The 21,984-nt window shown below is 66.8% G+C and carries 25 protein-coding genes and 1 tRNA gene; 14 read left to right on the forward strand and 12 right to left on the reverse strand.

Annotated features, from left to right (window positions below; translation table 11 throughout):
- Window positions 1–3: 3 nt before the first annotated feature.
- Window positions 4–330, reverse strand: a complete 327-nt coding sequence (locus A5651_RS09330; RefSeq protein ID WP_197496588.1) for a DUF732 domain-containing protein — start codon at window positions 328–330, stop codon at window positions 4–6.
- A gap of 253 nt (window positions 331–583) precedes the next feature.
- Between A5651_RS09330 and A5651_RS09335 the strand changes: the two genes are divergently transcribed.
- The 6 genes from A5651_RS09335 (at window position 584) to A5651_RS09360 (ending at window position 5,478) form a co-directional block, all read left to right on the forward strand.
- On the forward strand, window positions 584–1,375 hold the full coding sequence (locus tag A5651_RS09335) for an SDR family oxidoreductase (RefSeq protein WP_066978658.1): 792 nt from the start codon (window positions 584–586) through the stop codon (window positions 1,373–1,375).
- Between the two features lie 10 nt (window positions 1,376–1,385).
- Window positions 1,386–2,471: a diacylglycerol kinase gene (locus A5651_RS09340; protein WP_066978661.1), complete on the forward strand. Its 1,086-nt coding sequence runs from the start codon at window positions 1,386–1,388 to the stop codon at window positions 2,469–2,471.
- Window positions 2,472–2,491: 20 nt separating this feature from the next.
- Window positions 2,492–2,803 (forward strand): hypothetical protein, encoded by a 312-nt coding sequence (locus tag A5651_RS09345; RefSeq protein WP_066978664.1) that lies wholly within the window; start codon window positions 2,492–2,494, stop codon window positions 2,801–2,803.
- Between the two features lie 39 nt (window positions 2,804–2,842).
- On the forward strand, window positions 2,843–3,079 hold the full coding sequence (locus A5651_RS09350; protein ID WP_066978667.1) for a hypothetical protein: 237 nt from the start codon (window positions 2,843–2,845) through the stop codon (window positions 3,077–3,079).
- Between the two features lie 75 nt (window positions 3,080–3,154).
- A complete protein-coding gene (locus A5651_RS09355) occupies window positions 3,155–4,381 on the forward strand; it encodes an Nramp family divalent metal transporter (RefSeq protein ID WP_066978670.1) in 1,227 nt (408 codons plus the stop codon).
- A 29-nt stretch (window positions 4,382–4,410) separates the two neighbouring features.
- Entirely contained in the window at window positions 4,411–5,478 is a 1,068-nt protein-coding gene (locus A5651_RS09360; RefSeq protein WP_066978672.1) for a poly-gamma-glutamate hydrolase family protein, read from the forward strand.
- Here the strand turns inward: A5651_RS09360 and A5651_RS09365 are convergent.
- Entirely contained in the window at window positions 5,465–6,574 is a 1,110-nt protein-coding gene (locus A5651_RS09365) for a glutamate--cysteine ligase (protein WP_066979014.1), read from the reverse strand. The two genes, A5651_RS09360 and A5651_RS09365, sit on opposite strands and share 14 nt — an antisense overlap.
- Before the next feature lie 154 nt (window positions 6,575–6,728).
- On the opposite strand from A5651_RS09365, the gene A5651_RS09370 reads away from it, so the two are divergent.
- A complete protein-coding gene (locus A5651_RS09370; protein WP_066978674.1) occupies window positions 6,729–7,550 on the forward strand; it encodes an LLM class F420-dependent oxidoreductase in 822 nt (273 codons plus the stop codon).
- 51 nt (window positions 7,551–7,601) lie between these two features.
- Complete coding sequence (locus A5651_RS09375; protein WP_066978677.1) at window positions 7,602–7,829, forward strand: ANTAR domain-containing protein; 228 nt, start codon at window positions 7,602–7,604, stop codon at window positions 7,827–7,829.
- Window positions 7,830–8,007: 178 nt separating this feature from the next.
- On the opposite strand, the gene A5651_RS09380 is transcribed toward A5651_RS09375, so the two are convergent.
- Window positions 8,008–8,190 carry a CsbD family protein gene (locus A5651_RS09380; protein ID WP_066978680.1) on the reverse strand — a complete coding sequence of 61 codons (183 nt, stop codon included), beginning with the start codon at window positions 8,188–8,190 and terminating at the stop codon, window positions 8,008–8,010.
- A 64-nt stretch (window positions 8,191–8,254) separates the two neighbouring features.
- On the opposite strand from A5651_RS09380, the gene A5651_RS09385 reads away from it, so the two are divergent.
- Window positions 8,255–8,327, forward strand: a tRNA-Arg gene (locus A5651_RS09385).
- Between the two features lie 123 nt (window positions 8,328–8,450).
- On the opposite strand, the gene A5651_RS09390 is transcribed toward A5651_RS09385, so the two are convergent.
- Window positions 8,451–9,140, reverse strand: a complete 690-nt coding sequence (locus A5651_RS09390; RefSeq protein ID WP_066978683.1) for a GAF and ANTAR domain-containing protein — start codon at window positions 9,138–9,140, stop codon at window positions 8,451–8,453.
- Between the two features lie 242 nt (window positions 9,141–9,382).
- Between A5651_RS09390 and A5651_RS09395 the strand changes: the two genes are divergently transcribed.
- From A5651_RS09395 to A5651_RS09405, 3 genes are all read left to right on the forward strand, one after another.
- Window positions 9,383–10,900 (forward strand): carotenoid oxygenase family protein, encoded by a 1,518-nt coding sequence (locus A5651_RS09395; protein WP_066978686.1) that lies wholly within the window; start codon window positions 9,383–9,385, stop codon window positions 10,898–10,900.
- Window positions 10,901–10,963: 63 nt separating this feature from the next.
- Window positions 10,964–11,815 (forward strand): helix-turn-helix domain-containing protein, encoded by an 852-nt coding sequence (locus A5651_RS09400; protein WP_066979017.1) that lies wholly within the window; start codon window positions 10,964–10,966, stop codon window positions 11,813–11,815.
- Window positions 11,816–11,910: 95 nt separating this feature from the next.
- Complete coding sequence (locus A5651_RS09405; protein ID WP_066978689.1) at window positions 11,911–12,351, forward strand: Hsp20/alpha crystallin family protein; 441 nt, start codon at window positions 11,911–11,913, stop codon at window positions 12,349–12,351.
- 24 nt (window positions 12,352–12,375) lie between these two features.
- Here A5651_RS09405 and A5651_RS09410 read toward each other — a convergent pair whose 3' ends face one another.
- Entirely contained in the window at window positions 12,376–12,972 is a 597-nt protein-coding gene (locus tag A5651_RS09410) for a GNAT family N-acetyltransferase (RefSeq protein ID WP_066979021.1), read from the reverse strand.
- A complete protein-coding gene (locus tag A5651_RS09415; RefSeq protein ID WP_066978692.1) occupies window positions 12,969–13,400 on the reverse strand; it encodes a hypothetical protein in 432 nt (143 codons plus the stop codon). Before A5651_RS09415 ends, A5651_RS09410 begins: the two co-directional genes overlap by 4 nt.
- Before the next feature lie 101 nt (window positions 13,401–13,501).
- Here A5651_RS09415 and A5651_RS09420 point away from each other — a divergent pair, with 101 nt between their 5' ends.
- The gene (locus A5651_RS09420) at window positions 13,502–13,948 is read left to right on the forward strand and encodes a cupin domain-containing protein (RefSeq protein WP_066978694.1); all 447 of its coding nucleotides are present in this window, start codon (window positions 13,502–13,504) and stop codon (window positions 13,946–13,948) included.
- Here the strand turns inward: A5651_RS09420 and A5651_RS09425 are convergent.
- Window positions 13,938–14,663: a 3-keto-5-aminohexanoate cleavage protein gene (locus A5651_RS09425; protein ID WP_066978695.1), complete on the reverse strand. Its 726-nt coding sequence runs from the start codon at window positions 14,661–14,663 to the stop codon at window positions 13,938–13,940. The two genes, A5651_RS09420 and A5651_RS09425, sit on opposite strands and share 11 nt — an antisense overlap.
- Window positions 14,664–14,714: 51 nt before the next feature.
- Here A5651_RS09425 and A5651_RS09430 point away from each other — a divergent pair, with 51 nt between their 5' ends.
- The gene (locus A5651_RS09430) at window positions 14,715–16,388 is read left to right on the forward strand and encodes a TrkA family potassium uptake protein (RefSeq protein ID WP_066978699.1); all 1,674 of its coding nucleotides are present in this window, start codon (window positions 14,715–14,717) and stop codon (window positions 16,386–16,388) included.
- Here A5651_RS09430 and A5651_RS09435 read toward each other — a convergent pair.
- From A5651_RS09435 to A5651_RS09455, 5 genes are all read right to left on the reverse strand, one after another.
- On the reverse strand, window positions 16,378–17,268 hold the full coding sequence (locus tag A5651_RS09435) for an amidohydrolase family protein (protein ID WP_066978702.1): 891 nt from the start codon (window positions 17,266–17,268) through the stop codon (window positions 16,378–16,380). The genes A5651_RS09430 and A5651_RS09435 overlap by 11 nt on opposite strands.
- 70 nt (window positions 17,269–17,338) lie before the next feature.
- Window positions 17,339–17,776, reverse strand: coding sequence for an SRPBCC family protein (locus A5651_RS09440; protein WP_066978704.1), 438 nt, complete (start codon window positions 17,774–17,776; stop codon window positions 17,339–17,341).
- Between the two features lie 3 nt (window positions 17,777–17,779).
- Window positions 17,780–17,962, reverse strand: coding sequence for an antitoxin (locus A5651_RS09445; RefSeq protein WP_066978707.1), 183 nt, complete (start codon window positions 17,960–17,962; stop codon window positions 17,780–17,782).
- Between the two features lie 17 nt (window positions 17,963–17,979).
- Window positions 17,980–20,364, reverse strand: coding sequence for a cation-translocating P-type ATPase (locus A5651_RS09450; RefSeq protein WP_066978710.1), 2,385 nt, complete (start codon window positions 20,362–20,364; stop codon window positions 17,980–17,982).
- The gene (locus A5651_RS09455) at window positions 20,361–21,956 is read right to left on the reverse strand and encodes a serine hydrolase (protein ID WP_156662783.1); all 1,596 of its coding nucleotides are present in this window, start codon (window positions 21,954–21,956) and stop codon (window positions 20,361–20,363) included. Before A5651_RS09455 ends, A5651_RS09450 begins: the two co-directional genes overlap by 4 nt.
- Window positions 21,957–21,984 lie beyond the last annotated feature (28 nt).

The following is a 21,984-nucleotide window of genomic DNA, read 5'->3' on the forward strand; positions in this document are numbered from 1 at the left end:
CGGTCAGCAGCCCAGGTGGTTGATGCTGGCGATGACGATTTCCCACGCGGCCGACGTTGAGATTCCGAGATTCTTGCTCACCCGGATGACGTTGTCAGAGGCGGGGATGCCGCTGCGCGCACCGGAGCAGGCCTGGTTGCCGGCCGACAGCAGTTGCGCCTCGCTCAAGAAGGTGTAGCGCGGCTGCAGGCTCTGCAAGAAGCTGCTGCTGTCGGCGGCTGCGGGCCCTGCCCATCCGATAGCCGCGGCGCTTGCCGCAACGGGAACAGCGAGCGCGCCGATCCTGCGGGCCCACTTGGCAGTGGCTCGGGTGTCGGCTTGGCGCAGCAAGGACCTACTCCTATCCAGGAAGAATCATGCGAATTCGTGGGGTTATCCCCGACAGTAGCACTGATTTCGTTGGTCAAATCCCCCTCACCTGCGGTTTTCCACCGTTTTTGTGACGGGATTAACTCTGAATCCGCAATGGCGCCTGGGTCACAACGGTCGGCGGCTGATATCAACTAGAACGTGTTTCAGAAACGCGGCATGTCGCCGCCGCAGCCTTGTTACGGTGTCGCCCGGCGAGAGAAGAGAGGCTGACGTGATACTCGACAAATTTCGGTTGGACGACCATGTCGCGGTCGTGACGGGAGCCGGGCGCGGGCTGGGCGCCGCGATGGCGGTCGCGTTCGCGGAAGCCGGTGCGGACGTGGTCATAGCGTCGCGCACGCAGTCGCAGCTCGAACAGGTCGCCGAGCAGGTCGAGCGCGCCGGGCGACGGGCTCACATCGTCGCGGCCGACCTTGCGCACCCCGAGGACACCGCCAAGCTGGCCGACACCGCGGTCGACGCGTTCGGCAAACTAGACATCGTCGTTAACAACGTCGGCGGCACGATGCCGAACACCCTGCTGACCACGTCCACCAAGGACCTCAGAGACGCGTTCACCTTCAACGTCGCGACCGCCCATGCCCTGACGACCGCAGCGGTGCCGCTCATGCTCGAACACTCGGGCGGCGGCAGCATCATCAACATCACCTCGACCATGGGCCGGCTGGCCGCCCGAGGTTTTGCGGCCTACGGCACGGCCAAGGCCGCGCTCGCGCACTACACGCGGCTGGCCGCTCTCGACCTGTGCCCCAAGATCAGGGTCAACGCGATCGCCCCGGGGTCGATCCTCACCTCGGCACTCGACGTCGTCGCGTCCAACGACGAACTCCGCAAGCCGATGGAGCAGGCGACACCACTGCGACGCCTCGGCGATCCGCTCGATATCGCCGCCGCCGCTGTGTATCTCGCGTCCCCGGCGGGTGCCTTTCTGACCGGCAAGACGCTCGAGGTCGACGGCGGCCTTACCTATCCGAACCTCGATATCCCCGTCCCGGATCTGTGAGGAGGCGAACGTGACATTTCGCGTCGCATTGATCGGCACCGGCAACGTCGGCAAGCCGGCATTGGTTCAGTTGATCAACGATCCCCGGTTCGAGTTGACCGGTGTGTGGGTGTCGTCGCAGGCCAAGGCCGGCAAGGACGCCGCCGAACTCGCCGGGCTGGACGGTTCGACGGGCATCACGGCGACCAACGATCTGGACGCCGTGCTGGCGACCGAGCCGGAATGCGCTGTCTACACCGCGCTCGCCGACAACCGGCTGCCCGAGGCGCTCGACGACTACCGGCGAATACTGTCGGCAGGCGTCAACGTCGTCGGCAGCAGCGCGGTATTTCTGCAGTACCCGTGGCACGTCCTGCCCGAGGAGTTGCTCAAGCCCATCTCCGACGCCGCCGAAACGGGCAAGGCGAGTCTGTTCGTCAACGGTATCGACCCCGGCTTCGCCAATGACCTTCTGCCCCTTGCCCTTGCGGGCACCTGCCAGCGCATCGAGCAGATCCGGTGCATGGAGATCATCAACTACGACACCTACGACAGCGCCGACGTGATGTTCGGCGTCATGGGCTTCGGCAAACCCCTCGACGAGATCCCGATGCTGCTGCAACCCGGCGTGCTGAGCCTCGCGTGGGGTTCGGTGGTGCGCCAGCTCGCGGCGGGCCTCGGCATCTCTCTCGACGAGGTGAACGAGACCCACGTCCGCGAACCCGCACCGGAGGACTTCGACATCGCGGCCGGGCACATAGAGAAAGGCAGCGCCGCGGCCCTGCGGTTCGAGGTGCGCGGGATGGTCGACGGCAACCCCGCCGTCGTCTTGGAACACGTCACCCGATTGCGCAACGACCTGTGCCCGGACTGGCCGCAGCCGGCCCAGGAAGGCGGTTCGTACCGCATCGAGATCACCGGCGAACCGACCTACGCCATGGACCTCAGCCTCAGCAGCGCCAACGGCGATCACAACCACGCGGGCCTGGTCGCCACAGCGGCCCGGGTCGTCAACGCCATCCCCGCCGTCGTGGCCGCTCCGCCAGGGATCAGGACCACTCTTGACTTGCCCCTGATCACTGGGAATGGGCTGTACGCTGGCGGTACGTCGGGCTGACATCGATAAAGGACCTGCCTATGCGGACTCCCCTGTTTTACGTGATTCCGGTGGTGGCAGCGTCCGTCGCAACGGCGATGTTTGCGGCCGCACCCATCGCGGCCGCCGAGCCGGATTCGACCCTCCCGCAGTGCACCAGCGTCGGTGGAGACCAGAGCGTCGGCACCGCCACCACCGAGTGTGAAACGCCGGGCAATGTGCAATTGAATGCCACGGCGCCGGATGTGCCCGTCTACCCGTATCCGTGGGACGACGAATTCTATGGACCCGCGCTGATCATCGGCGGCGGTAACTGGGGTCCGCACGGCGGCGGTGGCGGCGGCCACCGCTAGCCGAATTTTGTTTTCTTGGCCCGTAGAGGAGGCCAACCCATGCACAGCAAAACCCGCTATCTGGCAATGCTTTTGGTGGCGGCCGGGGCGTCGGCGGTAATCGCCGTCGCGCCCATGTCCGCTGCAGCACCCCAGTGCACGAACACAGGACCGAACACGACGCAGTGTGAGACGAACGGCAGCACCCAGATTGTGACGTCGCCGCCGGCGAACAACAACTACCCCTACTGGGGCTTCCCGATTATCGGCGTGGGAGGCATCGGCATCGGCTGGTAGCCCGCCGTAGCGGCAGGCACACTGTTTCGGTTAACCTAACTTTTCTGTTCGACAACCCGGATAGAAGGTGGTCTGTTGCTGCGCGAGCCCGGTACGAAGCTGCGTCCGAGCTGGCTGCTGCTCGGCCCGGCCTTCGTCGCCGCCATCGCCTACGTCGACCCGGGAAACGTCGCGGCCAACATCAGCGCCGGCGCCCAGTACGGCTTCCTGCTGGTGTGGGTGATCTTTCTGGCCAACGTCATGGCCGGGCTCGTGCAGTACCTTTCGGCCAAACTGGGGTTGGTCAGCGGACGCACACTGCCTGAGGCCGTCGCCGGACGCTGCCGCACCCCCACGCGCATCGCCTTCTGGTTGCAAGCCGAATTAGTCGCAATGGCAACGGATCTCGCCGAGGTCGTCGGCGGCGCGATCGCGTTGAACCTGCTGTTCGATCTGCCGTTGTTGGTCGGCGGTGTCATCACCGGGACCGTGTCGCTGTTTCTGCTCGCCGTACAGAACCGCCGCGGGCAGCGAATGTTCGAACGGGTGATCAGCGGGCTGCTGCTGATCATCGCGATCGGGTTTCTCACCAGCCTCTTCGTCGAACCGCCGGCGCTTGCCGACGCGGCCGCGGGGCTGGTCCCTCGGTTCCAGGGGGCCGAAAGTGTGCTCCTGGCCACCGCGATGCTGGGCGCGACGGTGATGCCGCACGCCGTCTATCTGCATTCCGGGCTGGCGCGCGACCGGCACGGCCACCCCGATGCGGGTCCGCAGCGCACATGGCTGCTGCGGGTGACGCGGATGGACGTCGGGCTGGCGATGTTGTTGGCGGGGGCGATCAACCTGTCGATGGTCCTCGTCGCCGCCACCAACCTGCAGGGCCGCGACAACACCGACTCCATCGAAGCGGCGCACTCGGCCGTGCGCGATGCGCTCGGGCCGACGGCCGCGCTGTTCTTCGCGATCGGGCTTCTGGCGTCGGGGCTCGCGTCGACCTCGGTCGGCGCCTACGCCGGCGCGATGATCATGCAGGGGCTGCTGCGTCGGTCCTACCCGCTGCTGGTGCGTCGCCTGGTCACGTTGATCCCGGCGCTGGCGATCCTGGCCGCCGGCCTCGACCCGAGCCGCGCGTTGGTGATCTCACAGGTCGTGCTGTCGTTCGGCATACCGTTCGCGCTGGTCCCGCTGGTGCGACTGACCAGCGATCGCGATGTGATGGGCGAGGACACGAACCGTCGGCTCACCACGGCGCTCGGCTGGGCCGTGGCGGCGACGATCACAGTGCTCAACGTGGTGCTGATCTACCTGACCGTCGCGGGTTGATTCGCCGCGGTCGATAAAATGCGATACCGATGCCACGCCACAGCTACTTCGCGTACGGGTCGAACCTGTGCGTGCAGCAGATGGCGCGCCGATGCCCCAACGCCGCCGATCCGCGACCGGCGACGCTGGCCGACCATGACTGGCTGATCAACGAGCGCGGAGTCGCTACCGTCGAGCCGTTCGACGGTGCACAGGTCCACGGCGTGGTGTGGCAACTCGACGACCATGACCTCACGACGCTGGACAGCGCCGAAGGCGTACCGGTGCGCTACCGCCGCGACTGGCTGACCGTGCACACCGACGAGGGACCATCGCAGGCCTGGGTGTACATCGACCACCGCGTCGATCCTGGGCCGCCGCGGCCGGGATATCTCGAGCGCATCATCGACGGCGCACTTCACCACGGCCTGCCGCACCGCTGGGTGGAGTTCCTTAGGCGGTGGGATCCGTCACAGTGGCCGACGCCCCGCGACCACTCGGGTGTCGATGCGCCGCAATCACTTTCGCAGTTGCTCGCCGACCCAGCCATCGTCGAGGAGAGCAGGCTGCGGTCACGGTTCGGCTTCATGGCCATCCATGGCGGCGGCCTGGAGCAGATGACCGACGTCATCGCCGAACGGGCTGCGGACGCTGCAGGCGCGTCGGTGTATGTGCTGCGGCACCCGGAGCACTATCCGCACCATCTGCCGTCTGCTCGCTACCGGTGCGAGGAGTCGCAGCGCCTTGCCGAGTTCCTCGAGCACGTCGAGGTCGCGATTTCCGTGCACGGGTACGGCCGGCTGGGTCGAAGCACCCAGCTACTCGCAGGCGGCAGCAACCGCGCGCTCGCCGCGCATGTCGCCAGACACGTCGACGTCCCGGGCTATCAGGTGGTCACCGAGCTCGCCGCCATCCCCCGCGAGCTGCGTGGGCTGCATCCCGACAACCCCGTCAACCGGGTGCGCGGCGGCGGCACCCAACTCGAGCTCTCGCCGCGGCTGCGTGGCCTGAGCCCGCGCAGCGCACCGCCGGAGGAGGACGGGCTCTCGCCATCGACGTCCGCCCTGATTCAGGGACTGGTCGCCGCCGCGCACAGCTGGAAGCTCACGACTGCGTGACGTCTTCCAGCGTCGCCGCGGCGGCCTCGGCGAGAACGTCACCGACGTCGCGGCGGCGCTGCCAGGCCCGCCGCTGGCGCATCGCGCCGTTGCCGTCGGCGACGATGCGGGTGAGTTCGCTGCGCACCAGGTCGTAGTCGCCGACCTCTTCCAGCGACGGCCGGATGTGTTCGACGAGTCGGCCGAGCAACTCGGCGGCCGGCGTCGAGGCGTGGCTTTCGGCGAGGTCGATCGCGTCGCCGGCGAGGCCGTCGCGCGCCGACTTCCAGTACGCGGCGCGCAGCGCATACGGCGACAGCGGTGCGAGGTTCTCGCCGCGCTGTTCGGCGTCGAGCGCGGCCATCACGCAACCCCTGATCAGTGCCGCCAGCAGCACGGACTCGGCCACGGTTGCGGGCACGTCGGCCACGCGGACCTCGATGGTCGGAAAGTTCGCCGACGGGCGCACGTCCCAATAGACCATGCCCGCGTCCAGCATCGCTCCGCTGTCTTGAAGCATCCGCACGACGGCGTCGTACTCGTCGGCGGACTGGAAGTGCGGCGGCGGCCCGGCGCTGGGCCAGCGCTGCCACAGGATGCTGCGCCAGCTGGCGTAGCCGGTGTCGGCGTTGCGGTAGATGGCCGAGTTGGCGGTCACCGCCAACAACAGCGGCAGCCAGGGCCGCAACCGGTTGCTCACCTGGATCGCGGCGTCGCGGTCGGGCACGGCGACGTGCACATGGCACCCGCAGATGCCCTGCTCGTGGGCGATCATGCCGAACCGCTCGCCGATCTTGCGGTAGCGCGGGTTGTCGGTGATCGGGAATTCGTGCGGCACCGTCGGCGGCAGTCCGACCGAGAGCAGCCGTGTGCCGTCGGCGTCGGCGGCCTGCGCGGCGATGCGCCGCAGCCGCGACAGCTCGGTGCGCAGTTCGTCGGTGGTGGTGGCGACGTCGGTCGTCGTCTCGAGCTGGCAGCTGGTCAGCTCGAGCTGCAGCTTGACGCCGCTGCGTTTGGCGTGCTGCGCGACGGACTCGTTGCGGCCCACGGGTTCGCCGGTGCCCGGATCGACGAGGAGGAACTCCTCCTCGACACCGAAGGTGGGATGACTGGCCACGAGTGCCTCCAAATATTGATCCGGCCCGTCGGAAAACTTTTCACGACGGGCCGGATCGCGCGGTGGCTCCATATGCGGTTCTATCCGCCGGGCCGACAAGTCTGGCGGCTCATTAGTTGCCCGCCGGCTCGGATTCCAAACATACGATCCGAGGGTGACTAGAGAGTTTCGGTTCGGTGTCGGATTGCGCGTCGCAACGTCGCTGTCGTCGGTGCAGGAGGAGGCACGCCGGGCCGAGGACCTCGGCTTCGACGTGCTGCACCTGCCCGACCACATCGGGGCTCCTGCGCCGTTTCCGACGTTGATGGCGGCCGCCGCAGCGACTGAGACCCTGCGGATGGGCACGTTCGTGCTCAATGCCAGCTTTTACAAACCTGCGCTTTTGGCGCGCGACGTGCAGGCGCTGCGTGACCTTTCCGGCGGCCGGTTCGAGCTGGGGTTGGGCGCGGGCTTCGCGCAGCACGAGTTCGAGGCCGCCGAGCTGCGCTACCCCAGCGCCCGCGAGCGCGTCGAGTATCTGGCGCACATGACCGAGTACATGGGCGGGCACCTGCCGGACGTGCCGGTGCTGATCGCAGGTAACGGTGACCGGTTGCTGACGGTGGCGGCCCAGCAAGCCGACATCATCGGGCTGACCGGCGGCCAACCCATCACCGCGACGATGGATCCGCTCGCCGAACGGATCGACTTCGTCCGGCGCGCGGCGGGCGACCGCTTCGACCAGCTCGAGCTGAACATCGCGGTCACGGCCCTACCCCGCGACGGGTCGGGGCGGCCTGACCTGTCGATCACCCGGCGGGCGTTGCCGCACCTGTCCGACGAGGAGCTGTTGGCGACGCCGGCGGTGCTGTCGGGTTCCACTCGCGAGATTGCCGACACCATTCGCCGATACCGCGACACCTATGGCGTGAGCTACGTAATAGTGCAGGACAAGCACGCCGAGGCATTCTCAAAAGTGATCGCTGAGCTGCGGTAACCGGCCGCGTTGCGGGTTTGAACCGCCGCCGTGCGGGAACAGCTATGTGTCATGGAAATCGAGCAGGCCGCCGGGGTGGTTGTCGCGCTGCGGCAATGCACTCTGGCGGAGGCATTCGACGAAATCCTGCAAGCCGCGCGGCGCCACCACGTGCCGCCGGTGCGGATGGCGCGCGGGCTGGTAGCGCTCGCCAATCACAGCGACCCGCACGACCACCACGGGCTCGCCGCGGCGCGCTACGAGTGGGGTGCGCTGATGGCAATGGCGGTGTCGTCGTGATGCGGCAGGCCCGTCGGGCTGCCGCCGCCGTGTGGCACTGTCCCAACACACTGGCCTGCTGGTGCCGACATGCCTACCCGCAGTGGGCGCCGCGATCGGGCCACGTGGCGCTGGTTGCCCTGTGCGGGCAGGAGGGCTCGATTTTGGAGAACAGGCTCTCATCGCCGCGTTCAGCGCATTAGTACCTGCGGCCGCGCAGCGCGTCCTTCACCCGTTCGCCGGTCTTGCGGACCCGGGCCCGGAGCTCGTCGACGATGCCATCGTCCTGCATCCGCGCGTCGCCCGTCGCCTGCCCGAGGCGTTGCTTCGCGCGGCCGGCAATCCGGTCGAATTCGATTCTGGCTTTACGTGTTGCACCCATGGCTGAGGGGTTGCCGCTGGGCAGCGGGAGGAAACACGCCTGCACGGTAAGCTCCCAGCGTCCCGCCCTCGTAGCTCAGGGGATAGAGCACGGCTCTCCTAAAGCCGGTGTCGCAGGTTCGAATCCTGCCGGGGGCACTTCTTCACGGCGGCGTATCGGGGTCCGACCACAACGTCAGCCTGAGAGCGTCGCCATGCATATATAGCCGCGACGGCGTTCTCAGCGTGACATTGTGTCGGCACGCGGATGGCGTCAAATGCTCAGCTCGCGCCGCGCGTATCGATGACGCGCTCGGCGATGTCCACCAGGCGGGTGTTGCTGTCCTGCGAGAGTTGGCGCAGCATCTCGAACGCACGCACGTCATCGACGCCGTAACGCTCCATGATGATGCCCTTCGCCTGGCCGATCCGGTCGCGCGTCGTGAGGGCCGACTGCAGCTCCTCCCCCTCACGGCTGGCCATGATCGCGGCGGCGGCATGAGCGGCGAGAACCGTGCCGATGGTCTCGTCTTCGCCGTCGAAGGCGTGCGGCTTGAACGCGAACAGGTTGAGCGCGCCGGCCGTCCGGTCCGCCGTGTACAGCTTGAACGACAAGCCGCTGAGCACACCCAGCTTGACCACGGCCGGTGAGTATTTCGGCCAGCGCTGTTCGGTTCTGAAGTCGTCGGTCCGCACGATCACTTCGTCTAAAGCGGCCTGCACGCACGGACCCTCGTTGAAGGTCATCTGGAGTTCGTCGAGCTGCTGCGGCAAGTCGGTGACCCCCGCGAGCGAGTCGAACCTGCCGCCCTTGCCGATCATCAGTATCCCGGCGGTATCGGTGCCGGGGATCAACTCCATCACCGCGGCGGTGACATCGGCGAGCACGTCATTGACACTGCGGGGCCCGGCAACCGTGCGCGCCAAATCGGCCATTCGCACAGCAAGATGATGGTTCGGGTGCTCCGTCATGACCCTTAGTGTTCCCCATGGCCAGTCAGCGCACGCGGAACCGCCCAATTGCGCTTCGTAGAGCGGATGATCAACGTTTGTCACCAAGCCAGCTTGGTAATGCTGCGGGGCAGGTGAGAGCTGCGGTCGACCGCTGCGCTCACTGAGGTCTCGTCGGTTCAGACCAAGAGCCGACGGGGCCGCCTTCACACCATCGGTATAGCGCCTGCGGTCACTCTGTTAGTTGTAGTAGCGTGTCGCGGATGGACGTCGAGGTTGTCGGCAAGTTTCTCTCGACTCTCGCCGAAGACGATGACCACCCGTACCGCACCGGACCGTGGCGCCCTCAAAGCACGGAGTGGGACGCCGACGATCTCACCGCTGTCGAGGGTGAGATCCCGCGCGACCTCGACGGTGTGTATCTGCGCAATACCGAGAATCCACTGCATCCCTCGCTGAGGTTCTACCACCCGTTCGACGGCGACGGTATGATCCACATCGTCGGCTTCCGCGATGGAAAAGCCTTCTACCGCAATCGTTTTGTGCGCACCGATGGGCTGCTGGCCGAGGGTGAGGCCGGCGGCGCGCTGTGGCCGGGCCTGGCCGAGCCAGTGCAAATCGCCAAGCGCGACTACGGCTGGGGCGCGCGGACACTGATGAAGGACGCGTCGAGCACAGACGTCATTGTGCACCGCGGCACGGCGTTGACCAGTTTCTACCAGTGCGGCGATCTGTACCGCGTCGACCCGATGACCGCCGAGACGATCGGCAAGGAAGATTTCAACGGCGGCTTCCCGGTCGACTGGGGTGTGTCGGCGCATCCGAAGGTCGACCACGCCACCGGCGAGTTACTGTTTTTCACCTACAGCAAGCAGGCTCCGTACATGCGGTACGGCGTCGTGGACGCCGACGATTACCTGGCTCACTTTGCCGACATTCCACTGCCCGGCCCGAGGCTGCCGCACGATATGGCGTTCACCCCGAATTTCGCCATTCTCAACGACTTTCCGCTGTTTTGGGATCCCAAGCTGCTCGAAGCCAACATCCATCTGCCGGGCTTCCACCCCGACATGCCGTCGCGGTTCGCGGTCATCCCGCGCCGCGGCGGGCCTGCCGACATCCGGTGGTTCGAGGCCGAACCGACCTTCGTGCTGCACTTCACCAACGCCTACGAGGACGGCGACGAGATCGTGCTGGACGGCTTCTATGAGGGTGATCCCGCGCCCGTGGACAGCCTGACAGGATCGAAGTGGCACAAGGCATTTCGTTTTCTGGCCCTCGATCGGCTGCAGACCCGGCTGCGGCGGTGGCGGTTCAATTTGGTTACTGGCGCCACCACCGAGGAGCAGCTGACCGACAGCATCACCGAGTTCGGCATGATCAACGCCGGCTATGGCGGCCGTAACTACCGCTACGCATACGCGGCGACCGGCAAGCCGGGCTGGTTCCTGTTCGACGGGCTGGTCAAACACGACCTGCGCACCGGCGCCGAGGAGCGCTACTCGTTCGCCGAGGGGGTCTACGGCAGCGAGACGGCGATGGCGCCGCGGATGGGCAGCACCGCCGAGGACGACGGCTACCTGGTGACGCTCACCACCGACATGAACGACGACGCCTCTTACTGTTTGGTGTTCGACGCCGCCCGGGTCGCCGACGGCCCGCTGTGCAAGTTACAGCTGCCGGAACGGATCTCCAGCGGTACTCATTGCACCTGGGCCGACGGCTCGACGTTGCGGCGGTGGCGCAGCACCGACACCGCGCCCACGGCGATCGGCCTGTAAGTGGAGCAGTCCGGTTCCCGGCCAACCGAACTGGCGGCCGGTGACACCAACGCGGTGGGTCGGATGCTCGCCCAGCTCGGAGACGAGTGGACGCTGCTGGTGATGCAGCAGGCGCTGACGGGCGCACGCCGCTACTCGGACTTTCAGGAACGCCTGTCGATTTCGAACGCGGTGCTGTCGAACCGCCTGCGGTCGTTGACCCGCGAGGGCCTGCTCGTCGCGCAGGCCTACCAGACCAAACCGCCGCGGTCGGAGTACCTGACCACCCCGCGCAGCCGGTCACTGTGGCCGGTTCTTGTGTCGATCTGGGACTGGGAACGGCGGTGGGTCCCCGATCACGCCAAGCGCCTGCCCGAGATGCGCCACATCGCCTGCGACACGGATTTCGCGCCACAGACGACGTGCCGGTCGTGCGGGGATGCTGTGACGGACAAGGACGTCGTCGCGCGATGGGGTCCCAGCGGATCATGGCCGCGGTCGATGCCTGCGGCGGCAACCAGGCGGCGGTCGTCGACCGAGGCGCGCCAGGCCGGCCAGTTCCCGCAGACCATGAGCGTGCTGGGCAACCGGTGGGGCTTCGCGCTTCTGGTCGCCGCGTTCGTCGGGACGAGCCGGTTCACCGATTTTCAGACCCAGCTGGCCGCGCCGCCGGGATCCATCGCCGACCGGCTCTTGATCTTCACAACGAACGGCGTGCTCGCGGCGACGGACAACCGGTATCGGCTGACCGAGAAGGGCCGGGCCCTGTTTCCGGTACTCGTCACCGCTCTGCAGTGGGCGCAGCGGTGGTTCCGCGCGCCTGAGGGCCCGGCGGTTGTGCTCACCCACACAACATGCGGACGGCGCTTCAGCGCCGTCCTGACCTGCGACCAATGCACCCTGCCGCTACGCGGAACACATGTCGTCGGGGGCTAGCACTCCCCTAGCGTGAGTGCTAATATCGCGGTGCACAGTGATTTGGCTGCCCGCCAGGGTGGCGGGCTCTGAGTCGATGTAGGAGGTGAATTGCTGTGCTCCGCTTTGATCCGTTCAGTGACCTTGATTCTTTGACCCGGGGCTTGCTGACCAGCCAGACCGGATCAAATCGCACTCCGCGCTTCATGCCGATGGACCTCTGCAAGATCGATGACCACTACGTGCTGACCGCCGACCTGCCCGGCGTCGACCCCGGTTCGGTCGACGTCAATGTCGATAACGGCACGCTGACCATCTCCGCACACCGCACCGCACGCAGCGATGACAGCGTTCAGTGGTTGACCAGTGAACGGTTCTTCGGCACCTATCGGCGTCAGCTATCGCTAGGCGAAGGTGTTGATACCGGCCAGATCTCGGCGACCTACGAGAACGGCGTCCTAACGGTGACGATCCCGATGGCCGAACGCGCGAAGCCACGCAAGATCGACGTCGCACACGGCGGCAGCCAGAAGAGCATCACCGTCGACGCCGAATAGTCAGCCACCGCGACGGTCGCGGCGCTAACCGTGGCGATTCAAGCGAAACTGCAAATGCCGACGCACGGTTGGCCATTCGATATCGAGTATCGAGTACACCACGGTGTCGCGCCGCGTCCCGTCGGGTAACAACTGGTGGCTTCGTAGCACACCGTCGAGCTTGGCGCCGAGCCGCTCGATGGCGGTGCGGCTGGTGAAGTTGAAGAAGTGGGTCCGGAATTCGACTGCGACACAGCCGACTACGTCGAACGCATGGCTCAGCATCAGCAGCTTGGTCTCGGAGTTGATACCGCTGCGCCGCGCCGACGCGCCGTACCAGGTGTTGCCGATCTCCAGCCGCCGGTTGGGCGCATCGACGTTCAGATAGCTCGACGAGCCCACCACGGTGCCGTCCAAGCGCCGCACCACAAACGTCAAACCCGCGTCGGGCCTCTGCAGCCCGAGCCGCATGTCTACCCACTGCGCGGCCGACTGCGGCGACGGTGCACCCGTGAACCACAGGCTGCCGACGTCGCCGTCGGCAGATGCAGCTGCAATCTCTGGAATATGGTCGTGGGTAAGGGGTTCCAGCGTCACCCAGCGCTGACCGGTCAACGTCACGGGTTCGACGAAACCGCTCACCGCCGAGGTCCGGCCGACGCCCACGCCACCACCATCGCCCACACCGACAGCACGATCGCCACCGCGGTCGCCGCCGCCGCGATGTAGAAGCCGTACCCCGCGGCGACCGGTGGATGAACGTGCAGGCGGTAGTACCACATGGTCAGCACCGCGATCAGCACCGAGATCGCCAGCGCCGCAGACGATGCCACCCGCTCCGACAGCCCGCGCGCTGCCATGGCACCTGCAACGATCAGCGTCGACGCCAGAAGCGCGATCAGTTGTCCCGCCCCGAAGCGCGGCGGCAAGGACAGGCTGCCGGCCACACCACCGACGGCGTTGGCGCGCCCACCGCCGGCCGCCCCGGTGGTCAGCCATGGCAGCCACACGGCGACCGCGAGGATCGCGGCACACAACGCGACCAGCCAGCCCGGGCTCAGTCGAACCATGCCGATGAGACTATCGGTTATGACGCGCCGTCCAATAGACGTCACGTTCGGTGCATCGTCTCTAGGGTGAGAGTTCGAGACGACGCGAGGGCGGTAGGGCGATGAGCGGACTTCCCGACTGGGCGCAGCAACTCGACCTGGCGCCCCATCCCGAGGGCGGCTGGTTTCGGGAGACGTGGCGAAGTGGGCTGACGATTCCGCAGTCCGCGCTGCCGCCCGACTACGCCGGGTCGCGTAACGCAGGCACCGCAATCCTTTTCCTGCTAATGCCCGGCCAGCAGTCGGCGTGGCACACGGTGCGCAGCGCCGAGCTGTGGCTCTACCACCGCGGCAGCCCCTTGCTGCTCGAGTCCGGCGCCGAACAGGACAGTGCTGCAACGTATCTGCTCGGCGGCGACATCGTCGCGGGCGAATACCCGCAGTTTCTCGTGCCGCCGGGACACTGGCAGCGGGCCCGGCCCCGCGATGACGAGCCGTCGTTGGTCAGCTGCGTCGTCGTGCCCGGATTCGACTACGGGGACTTCGCGCTGGCCGCGCCTACCGACTGAGCAGCTCCACGGCGGCGGCCACCAGCGCACCGTTGTCAGCGGCGGGCGACCCGTCGGGCAACAGCAGCGTGTCCTCCAAGCCGATCCGCGCCTGCACTCCCCGCTTACCGGCATGTTCCAGCAGCGGCCAACAGCTTTCGTCAAAACCGTGCAGCAGCGCCGGGGCCGTCGAGCCGGCAGCCAACACCTCGCCGAGCACATCGTCGGCAGTCGCGATGTCGCCGTCGGGACCGAGTTCCACCATCACCCGCATGCAGTGGGCGGCAAGCTCCGATTGCGCCCACGACGTCGCCGCTTCTGCGTGGAAAATGCCTGCCTCGATGCCGACGCCCATGGACAGCAGCAGGCGAGCCAATTCTTGCGACCCGGGTTCGTGCCAGTTCACAGACGCGAAGTCCGGCAATACCGGCCACGCCTGCACAGCGCGCAGCCGCTCGTCGGGGTTTGGCAGCGCCCAGAACCCGGTGGTCACCCCGAGCGGCAGACCGGGTGCCGCCTGCCGGACCGCCTCCACCGCCGCCGCGACGACGTCGGGCTGTATGGAGTCGACGCCGTCGGCAGTCTTGGGGTGCATGTGCACAGCCTGAGCGCCCGCCCGGTGCGCGGTCACAGCCGCGGCGGCCAGCTGCTCAGGTGTCACCGGCAGATCCGGATGCTGGTCGGGGGTGCGGGCGCCGTTGATGCATGCCTTGAGGTAGGTCTTGGGCGTGGGCATGCGTCCATCATCGCCCTTCGAGTGGCGCCGTTGCGCAGTAGCGTGCTCAGGATGGGCGGCCACACGATCGTCTGCGGCGGCGATGCCCTAGCCATGCGCATCGCCGAGGAGCTGACGGCCGCCGGTATGACGGTGGTGCCGCTGCAGGATCCCAAGGGGCTGGCGGCCGCGGGGATTCAACACGCCGATGCGGTGGTGTGCGTCGACGACGACGATGCGGTCAACCTCGAGATGGCGCTTCTGGCACGGCAAGCCAATTCAGGCGTGCGTGTCGTGGCCCGCCTCACCAACACTGTGCTTCGCGAGGCGATGGGGCAGGACAATGGCCCCGGCGCGATCCTCGATGTCGCCGATCTGGCCGCCCCGGCGGTGGTGGAGGCGTGCTTGGCGCGTACCACGCACACCATTTCGGCGGCGGGCATCGACTTCGTCGTCTCGGGCACCGACGCGCCCGGCGCCGCCACATTGCGTGAGATGTACGGCGATCTGGCGCCGGTGGCGGTGATCTACGGCGAGAGCTCGGACGACCCCGGCGGCGTGGTCGTCTGCCCGGGCCGGGATTTCGCCGTCAACGAAGGCGACTGGACGGCGATGATCGGCACCGCAGAGGAGTTGGCGGCACAGGGCATCGCCGTGCCGAAACCATTGCCCCGCGCCAGGACTCGGAGAAGTCCTGCACGCCGCCTGGTCGACGCCGTTCGGATGCTCCGCGACGATATCAACCCGATGTTCTACCGGGCGTTGGCCGTTTCGGCCACGCTGCTGATCTGCTCGACAGTGCTGCTGCGGCTCGCCTACCGCAATCCACGGGGCATGACGTGGATCGACGCCCTGTACTTCAGCACCGAAACCATCGCAACCGTCGGCTACGGCGACTTCAGCTTCGTCGAACAGCCGACGTGGCTGCGGGTCTGGGGCATCGCGCTGATGTTCGCGGGCGTCACCACCACCGCGATCCTGGTCGCCTTCATCGCCGACGTGCTGCTGTCGCGCCGGTTGGCGCAATCGGCGGGACGCCGACAGGTGCGGCACCTGCGCCACCACGTCGTCGTGGTCGGCCTCGGCTCGTTCGGCATCCGGGTGGCCGGTGACCTCACCGCGGAGGGGTATGACGTCGTGGCGATCGAACGCAACGAGGACAACCGGTATCTGGCGGCCGCACGTGAACTCGGCGTCCCAGTGATCTTCGGGGACGCGACGCTGCGGCAGACGCTCGAGGCGGCGCGTGTGCAGGAGGCACGAGCGGTGGCGGTGCTGACCCAGGACGACATGGTCAACATCGAAGCCGGAATCATGTTGCACGAGATGCTCGCCGCGAAGGAAGAGCACGTGCCGATCGTGTTGCGGGTCTATGACCGCGTGCTCGGCGCGGCGGTGGCGCAGCGGTTCAAGTTCGACGATGTGCGTTCGACGGTCGAATTGGCCGCGCCGTATTTCATCGGCGCCGCACTGGGTTTGCAGGTGTTCGGCACGTTCTCGGTGGGCCAGCGCTCGTTCATGGTGGGCGGCGTCGACGTCACCCTCGGCAGCGACCTCGACGGCATGCGGATGGCCGACATCCCGATGCGAACCCGCGTCATCGCCATCACCCGCCCCGGCACCGCGCCGCAACTGCATCCGCGGCGCGGTGCGCGGCTTTCCGCAGGCGATACGGCGTACCTGGTGGGCCCCTATCGCGAGCTGCTGGATGCCCTCCGCAAGGGCCAACGCGCCACTAGGGGGTGACACCCAGGACGCGCAGGGCGTTGCGCTTGAAGATCAGCGGCAGCACGTCGGGCTTCATTTCCAGCGTCTCGAAGTCACGCCGCCACCGGTCCACCTCGATGTAGGGGTAATCGGTGCCGAACAGCACCTTGGTGCTCAGCGCCCGGTTCGCGGCGCGCACGAGTTGGGGCGGGAAGTACTTCGGCGACCAGCCCGACAGGTCGATGTAGACGTTGGCCTTGTGCTGGGCGATCGCGATCTGCGCGTCCACCCACGGCACAGCGGGATGCGCCATCACGATGGTCAGCTCGGGAAAGTCGGCGGCGACGTCGTCGAGCAGCATCGGGTCGGAGTACCGCAGCTTGACGCCGTGGCCGCCCGGCAGTCCCGACCCGATGCCGGTTTGGCCGGTGTGGAACAGCGCGGGCAGGCCGGCCTCGGCGATCGCGGCGTACAGCGGGTAGTAGGCGCGGTCGTTGGGTTGAAAGCCCTGCAGGCTCGGATGGAACTTGAAACCCTTGACGCCCAAGCCGATTTGGGTGTGCAGCTTGCGCAGGGCCTCGTCGCCGGTCAGCGGGTCAACACTGCCGAACGGGATCAGGATGTCGTTGTTGCGGGCGGCACCGTCGATCAGGTTCTCGATGTCGTTGGGCGCATGCCCAGACACCGTCTGCGCGTCGATGGTGAACACCACCGCAGCGGTGTTGCGCTGGCGGTAGTAATCGGCGAGGGAGTCGACGGTCGTCGGCTCCGAGGCCAGCTTGAAGTACTGCTTGGTCGCCTCGAGCAGCCCGTCGTCGTAGGCGCAGTGGCCGTGGTCGTCGGCTTCGACGTGAGCGTGGATATCGATGGCGTCGATGCCGTCGAAATCGATGCCGTAGGTGTAGATCTCGTCGGCCATAGCTGCTCTCCCTCGTGATTTCGGCGTGAAAACCCGCGCTGAGCGCGGCTAATCACGCCGAAATCGCGGACTAGGCCGGCGCGAAGACGGCCTTGAACTTGTTCAGCGACTCGCGGATATCGCCTTTGAGCGCGGCCGCGACCACCATGCCGATCGGACCGAACAGCGCCGGGCCGCCAAGATGGACGTCGAAGGTGACCGTCGACCCGTCACCGGCGGGCTTCACCTTGCCGAGCAGCTTGACCTTGACGCCGCCGACACCGTCGCCGTTGAGCGTCATCGCCTCTGGCGGCTTGAAGTGGACGATGGTCCACTTGATCCGGTTGGGCATGCCCTTCACCTCGACGATCGACTCCACGACCGTCCCCTTCTCCAGGGTCTCGGGCAGCTTGCTACGCCACACCCGGTGAATGCTCAGCCACTCCTTGTAACGCGAGAGGTCTGAGGCACACTCCCACGCCTTGTCCGGTGGCAACGGCACGTCAACGGAGACAGATAGCTTGGCCATGCGTCAGGGGGTCTGCGGATCCGTCTTGTCGACGGCCTTCTTGGCCGCCTCCTGCACCTTGTCGACCTGGCTGGCGTACTTGCCCTCGGTCTTCTTGTCGACGAGGTCACCGGCCTTGTCGATGGCCGTCTCGACCTTGTCGGCGTTTTTCGATACCAGGTTTTTGACCTTGTCCAGAAATGCCATGGGCTCAACCCTACAAACTACTTCCACAGCCGTCGACGGTCCCCGATGACGGCGCCCTGCACCCACCATGCCGCTTCGATGAGCGCCGCGCCGGCGACCCCGATGGCCAGCGCCGTTGACGTCACGGTCAGGTTCGACGGGTCCAGCATGAACGCCTCTTGCGCAAGGGGAATGGAGAAGATCACCACGTACGCCAGACCAGACACCGACACCAACCCCACCCGCCACCACTGATAAGGGCGCGCGACGACGGCCAGCACCCACAGCGAGGTCACTAACAACGTGATGAGCGCCGCCGTCGAGGCCTGCGTCTGTTCTGCCTCGGTGGCGTCGCGGCCCTGGTATGCCGCCAGATACGACGCGAATGTGGCCGCGCCGACTAACAGACCCGACGGCAGCGCCGACGACAAAACCCGTCGCACGAAACCCGAATGAGCGCGTTCGTTGTTGGGCGCCAGCGACAGGATGAACGCCGGAATGCCGATGGTGAACCAGGCGGCGATCGTGACGTGGATCGGCTGGAAGGGATACAGCAGCGGGTCGGACCCGAACACCTTCGAGGCCAACCCCGTCACGCCGACCAGAACCGCCAGCAGCACCGAGTACACCGTCTTGGTGAGGAACAGATTCGACACCCGTTCGATGTTCCCGATGACGCGACGGCCTTCACCGACGACATACGGCAACGTCGCGAACCTGTTGTCCAGCAACACGATCTGAGCGACGGCCCGCGACGCGGAGCTTCCCGCGCCCATCGCGACGCCGATGTCGGCGTCCTTCAGAGCCAGCACGTCGTTGACGCCGTCGCCGGTCATCGCCACGGTGTGACCGCGCGACTGCAGCGCGTGCACCATGGCCCGCTTCTGGTCGGGCCGGACCCGCCCGAAGGTCGTGCACTCCTCGATGGTGTCGGCCAACTTGTCAGGGTCGTCGGGAAGTTCGCGGGCGTCCATGGTCTCACCCGCGAGGCCGAGTGAACCCGCCACGGCACCGACCGACACGGCGTTGTCGCCGGAAATGACCTTGATCGAAACGCTCTGCGAAGCAAAGTAATCCAGGGTGTCGCGGGCGTCGGGACGGATGCGCTGTTCGAGGACGACCAACGCGACGGGTGTGACGGCACCGGGCGCGTCGGCGTCGTCGACCGGCAGATCGCTTGCCCCCACCAGGAGCACCCGCAGTCCCCGGCTGCCGATCTGCTCAGCCCGCTCGGCGGTGGGCGACCCCGGGTCCAGCAGCACATCCGGTGCACCGATCACCCAGTTGCCGTGCTCGCCGTAGGACGTCCCACTCCATTTGGTGGCCGACTTGAACGGCGCGGCCGCGGTCGCCGTCCAGCCCGGCGGCATCTTGTAGGCCTCCGCGATGGCCTGCATGCTGGCGTTGGGCCGAGGATCGTCGGCGGCCAACTGTGCCAACACGTTTCCCACATCGACCTCGTGGAGCCGCTGCAGGTCGGCCACCCGCATGCCGTTTTCGGTCAGCGTGCCGGTCTTGTCGGCGCACACGACGTCGACGCGGGCCAGGCCCTCGATCGCGGGCAGTTCATTGACCAGGCACTGCCGCCTGCCCAGCCGGATGACGCCGACGGCGAAGGCGATCGAGGTCATCAGCACCAGACCCTCGGGCACCATCGGCACCAGCGCGCCGACCATGCGCAGCACCGAGTCCCGCCAGCCGGCCTCGGTGGTGAACAGCTGCGTGTAGATGATCAACACGCCCGCCGGAATCAGCAGATACGTGATGAACTGCAAAATCCTGTTGATGCCGCTGCGCAATTCGGATTTGACGAGCGTGAACTTGCTGGCTTCCTCGGCGAGCTTGGCGGCGTACGCTTCTCGGCCGACCCTGGTCGCACGGTATGCGCCGCTGCCCGCGACGACGAAGCTGCCCGACTTGACCTCGTCGCCGGCGTCCTTGGCGATCGGGTCGGCTTCGCCGCTGAGCAGCGACTCGTCGACTTCGAGGTTGGCTTCTTCGACGATGTCGCCGTCCACCACGATCTGGTCGCCGGGGCCGAGCTCGATGATGTCGTCGAGCACGACCTCGCCGGGCAGCATGGCGCTGGCCCCAGACTGCCTGCGCACCAACGGCTTTGCCTGTCCGACGATCGCGAGCTTGTCCAGCGTCTGCTTGGCGCGCAGCTCCTGGATGATGCCGACTGCGCTGTTGGCGATGATCAGCAAGCCGAACGCGCCGTTGATCACCGAGCCCGTCGACAACACGATGATCAGCAACACGCCGAGGATCGCGTTGATCCGCGTGAAGACGTTGGCCCGAACGATTTCCGATACGCTGCGCGCGGCGCTGGTCGGGACGTCGTTGGTCTTGCCTTCGGCGATCCGTTGGGCTACCTCGGTATCTGAGAGTCCTGCGGCGGCAGCGGTGGCGGCCGGGTTCATCGCGTAAAGGTTCCCTTGCCGTCGTCGTCGTAGTACTCCAGCGTCAGCTTGTTCCCATCGAACGTCGCCTTGCCGACCGAGCCGGGCGGGGAGTTCTCGCTCACCCACTCGTAGGTGAAGGAGTTTCCATTCCAATTCATCAGCGGCACAGAGAGCTTCGACCCCAGCTCGAGGTGCAGATTGCCGTCCTTCTCGCTGACGCGGGCGGGACCCCAGTAGTCGTTGTGGTAGGTGCCGACGTAGGACGACCGCGGCGCCGACGGTGCGGGGTTGGCCGGGGGTTTCTGGCCGACGAGCGAGCCGACGGGCTTCTCCATCGGCGCCAGCAGGCGGTTGTAGAGCCCGAACCAATCCTCACGCACCTCGCCGAACTGCACGAGATCGGCGAACTGGGCGGTGAGCGCTTCCGGTACACCCGACGGGGTGGCGTTGGTCAGCGCGATGATCGCGACGTCCGCCGACGGCAGGACGACGAAGTTGGTGCCGGCGCCGAGCTCGAATGCGCCGGAGTGGCTGAGCTCGGTGCGCGCCGCCGAGGTGGTGCCGACGTTGAACCCGAAACCGTAGAAGCCGCTGCGCATCGCTGGCTCGCTGGCGGGGCTCGACACGATCTGCGGGGTCACCGCCGGCAGCAGGGCCTTCGGGTCGACGATCGGCTTACCGGCATAGGAACCGTTGGCGAGCACCATTGCCAGCCAATGCGTCATGTCGTTGACCGACGAGCTGGCACCGCCGGCGGGCGCTTCGGGGTCCGCGTTGCGGGTGTCGAGCGGTTCGTATTTCCCGTCGACGTGAAGGTGGCCGATGGCGCGGTTGGTGCGGGCGGCGTAGTCGCCGAACCGGAAGCTGGTCGACGGCATGCCGAGAGGCTTGAGCAGTGCCTCGTCGGCGAGCACGTCCCACGGCTTGCCCGCACCGGCCGCAACCGCCTCGGCGGCCGACGTCAAACCGAAGTTTGTGTAAGCGTATGAAATTCGAAACGGCGCCAACGGTTGGTTGCGCAGTCGGTCGAGGACATAGCGGCGGTCGTATCCGAGGTCCTCGAGCTTGTCGCCGGCGTGGTCGGGCAGCCCGGACCGGTGCGAGAACATGTCGCCGATGGTCACCATCTTGGTGACCACGGCGTCAGACAGCCCGAACCACGGCAACTTGTCCACGATTGGCGTGTCCCATCCGATTGCGTTCACACCGACCTGATGGGCGACCACCGTCGACGAGATCGATTTGGACACCGAGGCCAACTGAAACACGGTGTCTGCGTCGACCCTGTCCCCCGTCTTGACATCCCTGACTCCGAATCCCTTGGCGTACACGGTCTTTCCACCGTGCACGACGGCGACCGCCAGGCCGGGGATGCCGGAGCGCTTCATCAGGTCGTCGGCGATGCCGTCCAGCTTTGCCACGGCGTTGTCGACGGCGTTGTCCGGCAACGGCATCGCGGGCACGAGCGGCGGCGGCACATCGGAGAGCGTCGGCTTGGCGTCCTCGGCCGCGGGCTTCGCGTCGTCGCCGGAGTCACCGCCGCACGCCGCCAGTAGGGACATCGCCGCTGCGAATACGATCACTCGGCCAACCGCCAGACGCGCTGCCATCACAGGCAGCACGCTAGCGGGTTTCGCG

This window comes from Mycobacterium sp. 1274761.0 (assembly GCF_001668615.1).
In the GTDB taxonomy this organism is placed as follows: domain Bacteria; phylum Actinomycetota; class Actinomycetes; order Mycobacteriales; family Mycobacteriaceae; genus Mycobacterium.

What these genes read in the sequence shown, in the direction of transcription:
- A5651_RS09375 (WP_066978677.1), top strand. Translation starts at nt 7,602, where the DNA reads ATGGAAATCGAGCAGGCCGCCGGGGTGGTTGTCGCGCTGCGGCAATGC.
- A5651_RS09360 (WP_066978672.1), top strand. Translation starts at nt 4,411, where the DNA reads ATGCCACGCCACAGCTACTTCGCGTACGGGTCGAACCTGTGCGTGCAG.
- A5651_RS09345 (WP_066978664.1), top strand. Translation starts at nt 2,492, where the DNA reads ATGCGGACTCCCCTGTTTTACGTGATTCCGGTGGTGGCAGCGTCCGTC.
- A5651_RS09450 (WP_066978710.1), bottom strand. Translation starts at nt 20,364, where the DNA reads ATGAACCCGGCCGCCACCGCTGCCGCCGCAGGACTCTCAGATACCGAG.
- A5651_RS09395 (WP_066978686.1), top strand. Translation starts at nt 9,383, where the DNA reads ATGGACGTCGAGGTTGTCGGCAAGTTTCTCTCGACTCTCGCCGAAGAC.
- A5651_RS09415 (WP_066978692.1), bottom strand. Translation starts at nt 13,400, where the DNA reads ATGGTTCGACTGAGCCCGGGCTGGCTGGTCGCGTTGTGTGCCGCGATC.
- A5651_RS09420 (WP_066978694.1), top strand. Translation starts at nt 13,502, where the DNA reads ATGAGCGGACTTCCCGACTGGGCGCAGCAACTCGACCTGGCGCCCCAT.
- A5651_RS09350 (WP_066978667.1), top strand. Translation starts at nt 2,843, where the DNA reads ATGCACAGCAAAACCCGCTATCTGGCAATGCTTTTGGTGGCGGCCGGG.
- A5651_RS09455 (WP_156662783.1), bottom strand. Translation starts at nt 21,956, where the DNA reads ATGGCAGCGCGTCTGGCGGTTGGCCGAGTGATCGTATTCGCAGCGGCG.
- A5651_RS09430 (WP_066978699.1), top strand. Translation starts at nt 14,715, where the DNA reads ATGGGCGGCCACACGATCGTCTGCGGCGGCGATGCCCTAGCCATGCGC.
- A5651_RS09390 (WP_066978683.1), bottom strand. Translation starts at nt 9,140, where the DNA reads ATGACGGAGCACCCGAACCATCATCTTGCTGTGCGAATGGCCGATTTG.
- A5651_RS09400 (WP_066979017.1), top strand. Translation starts at nt 10,964, where the DNA reads ATGCTCGCCCAGCTCGGAGACGAGTGGACGCTGCTGGTGATGCAGCAG.
- A5651_RS09380 (WP_066978680.1), bottom strand. Translation starts at nt 8,190, where the DNA reads ATGGGTGCAACACGTAAAGCCAGAATCGAATTCGACCGGATTGCCGGC.
- A5651_RS09445 (WP_066978707.1), bottom strand. Translation starts at nt 17,962, where the DNA reads ATGGCATTTCTGGACAAGGTCAAAAACCTGGTATCGAAAAACGCCGAC.
- A5651_RS09425 (WP_066978695.1), bottom strand. Translation starts at nt 14,663, where the DNA reads ATGCCCACGCCCAAGACCTACCTCAAGGCATGCATCAACGGCGCCCGC.
- A5651_RS09435 (WP_066978702.1), bottom strand. Translation starts at nt 17,268, where the DNA reads ATGGCCGACGAGATCTACACCTACGGCATCGATTTCGACGGCATCGAC.
- A5651_RS09440 (WP_066978704.1), bottom strand. Translation starts at nt 17,776, where the DNA reads ATGGCCAAGCTATCTGTCTCCGTTGACGTGCCGTTGCCACCGGACAAG.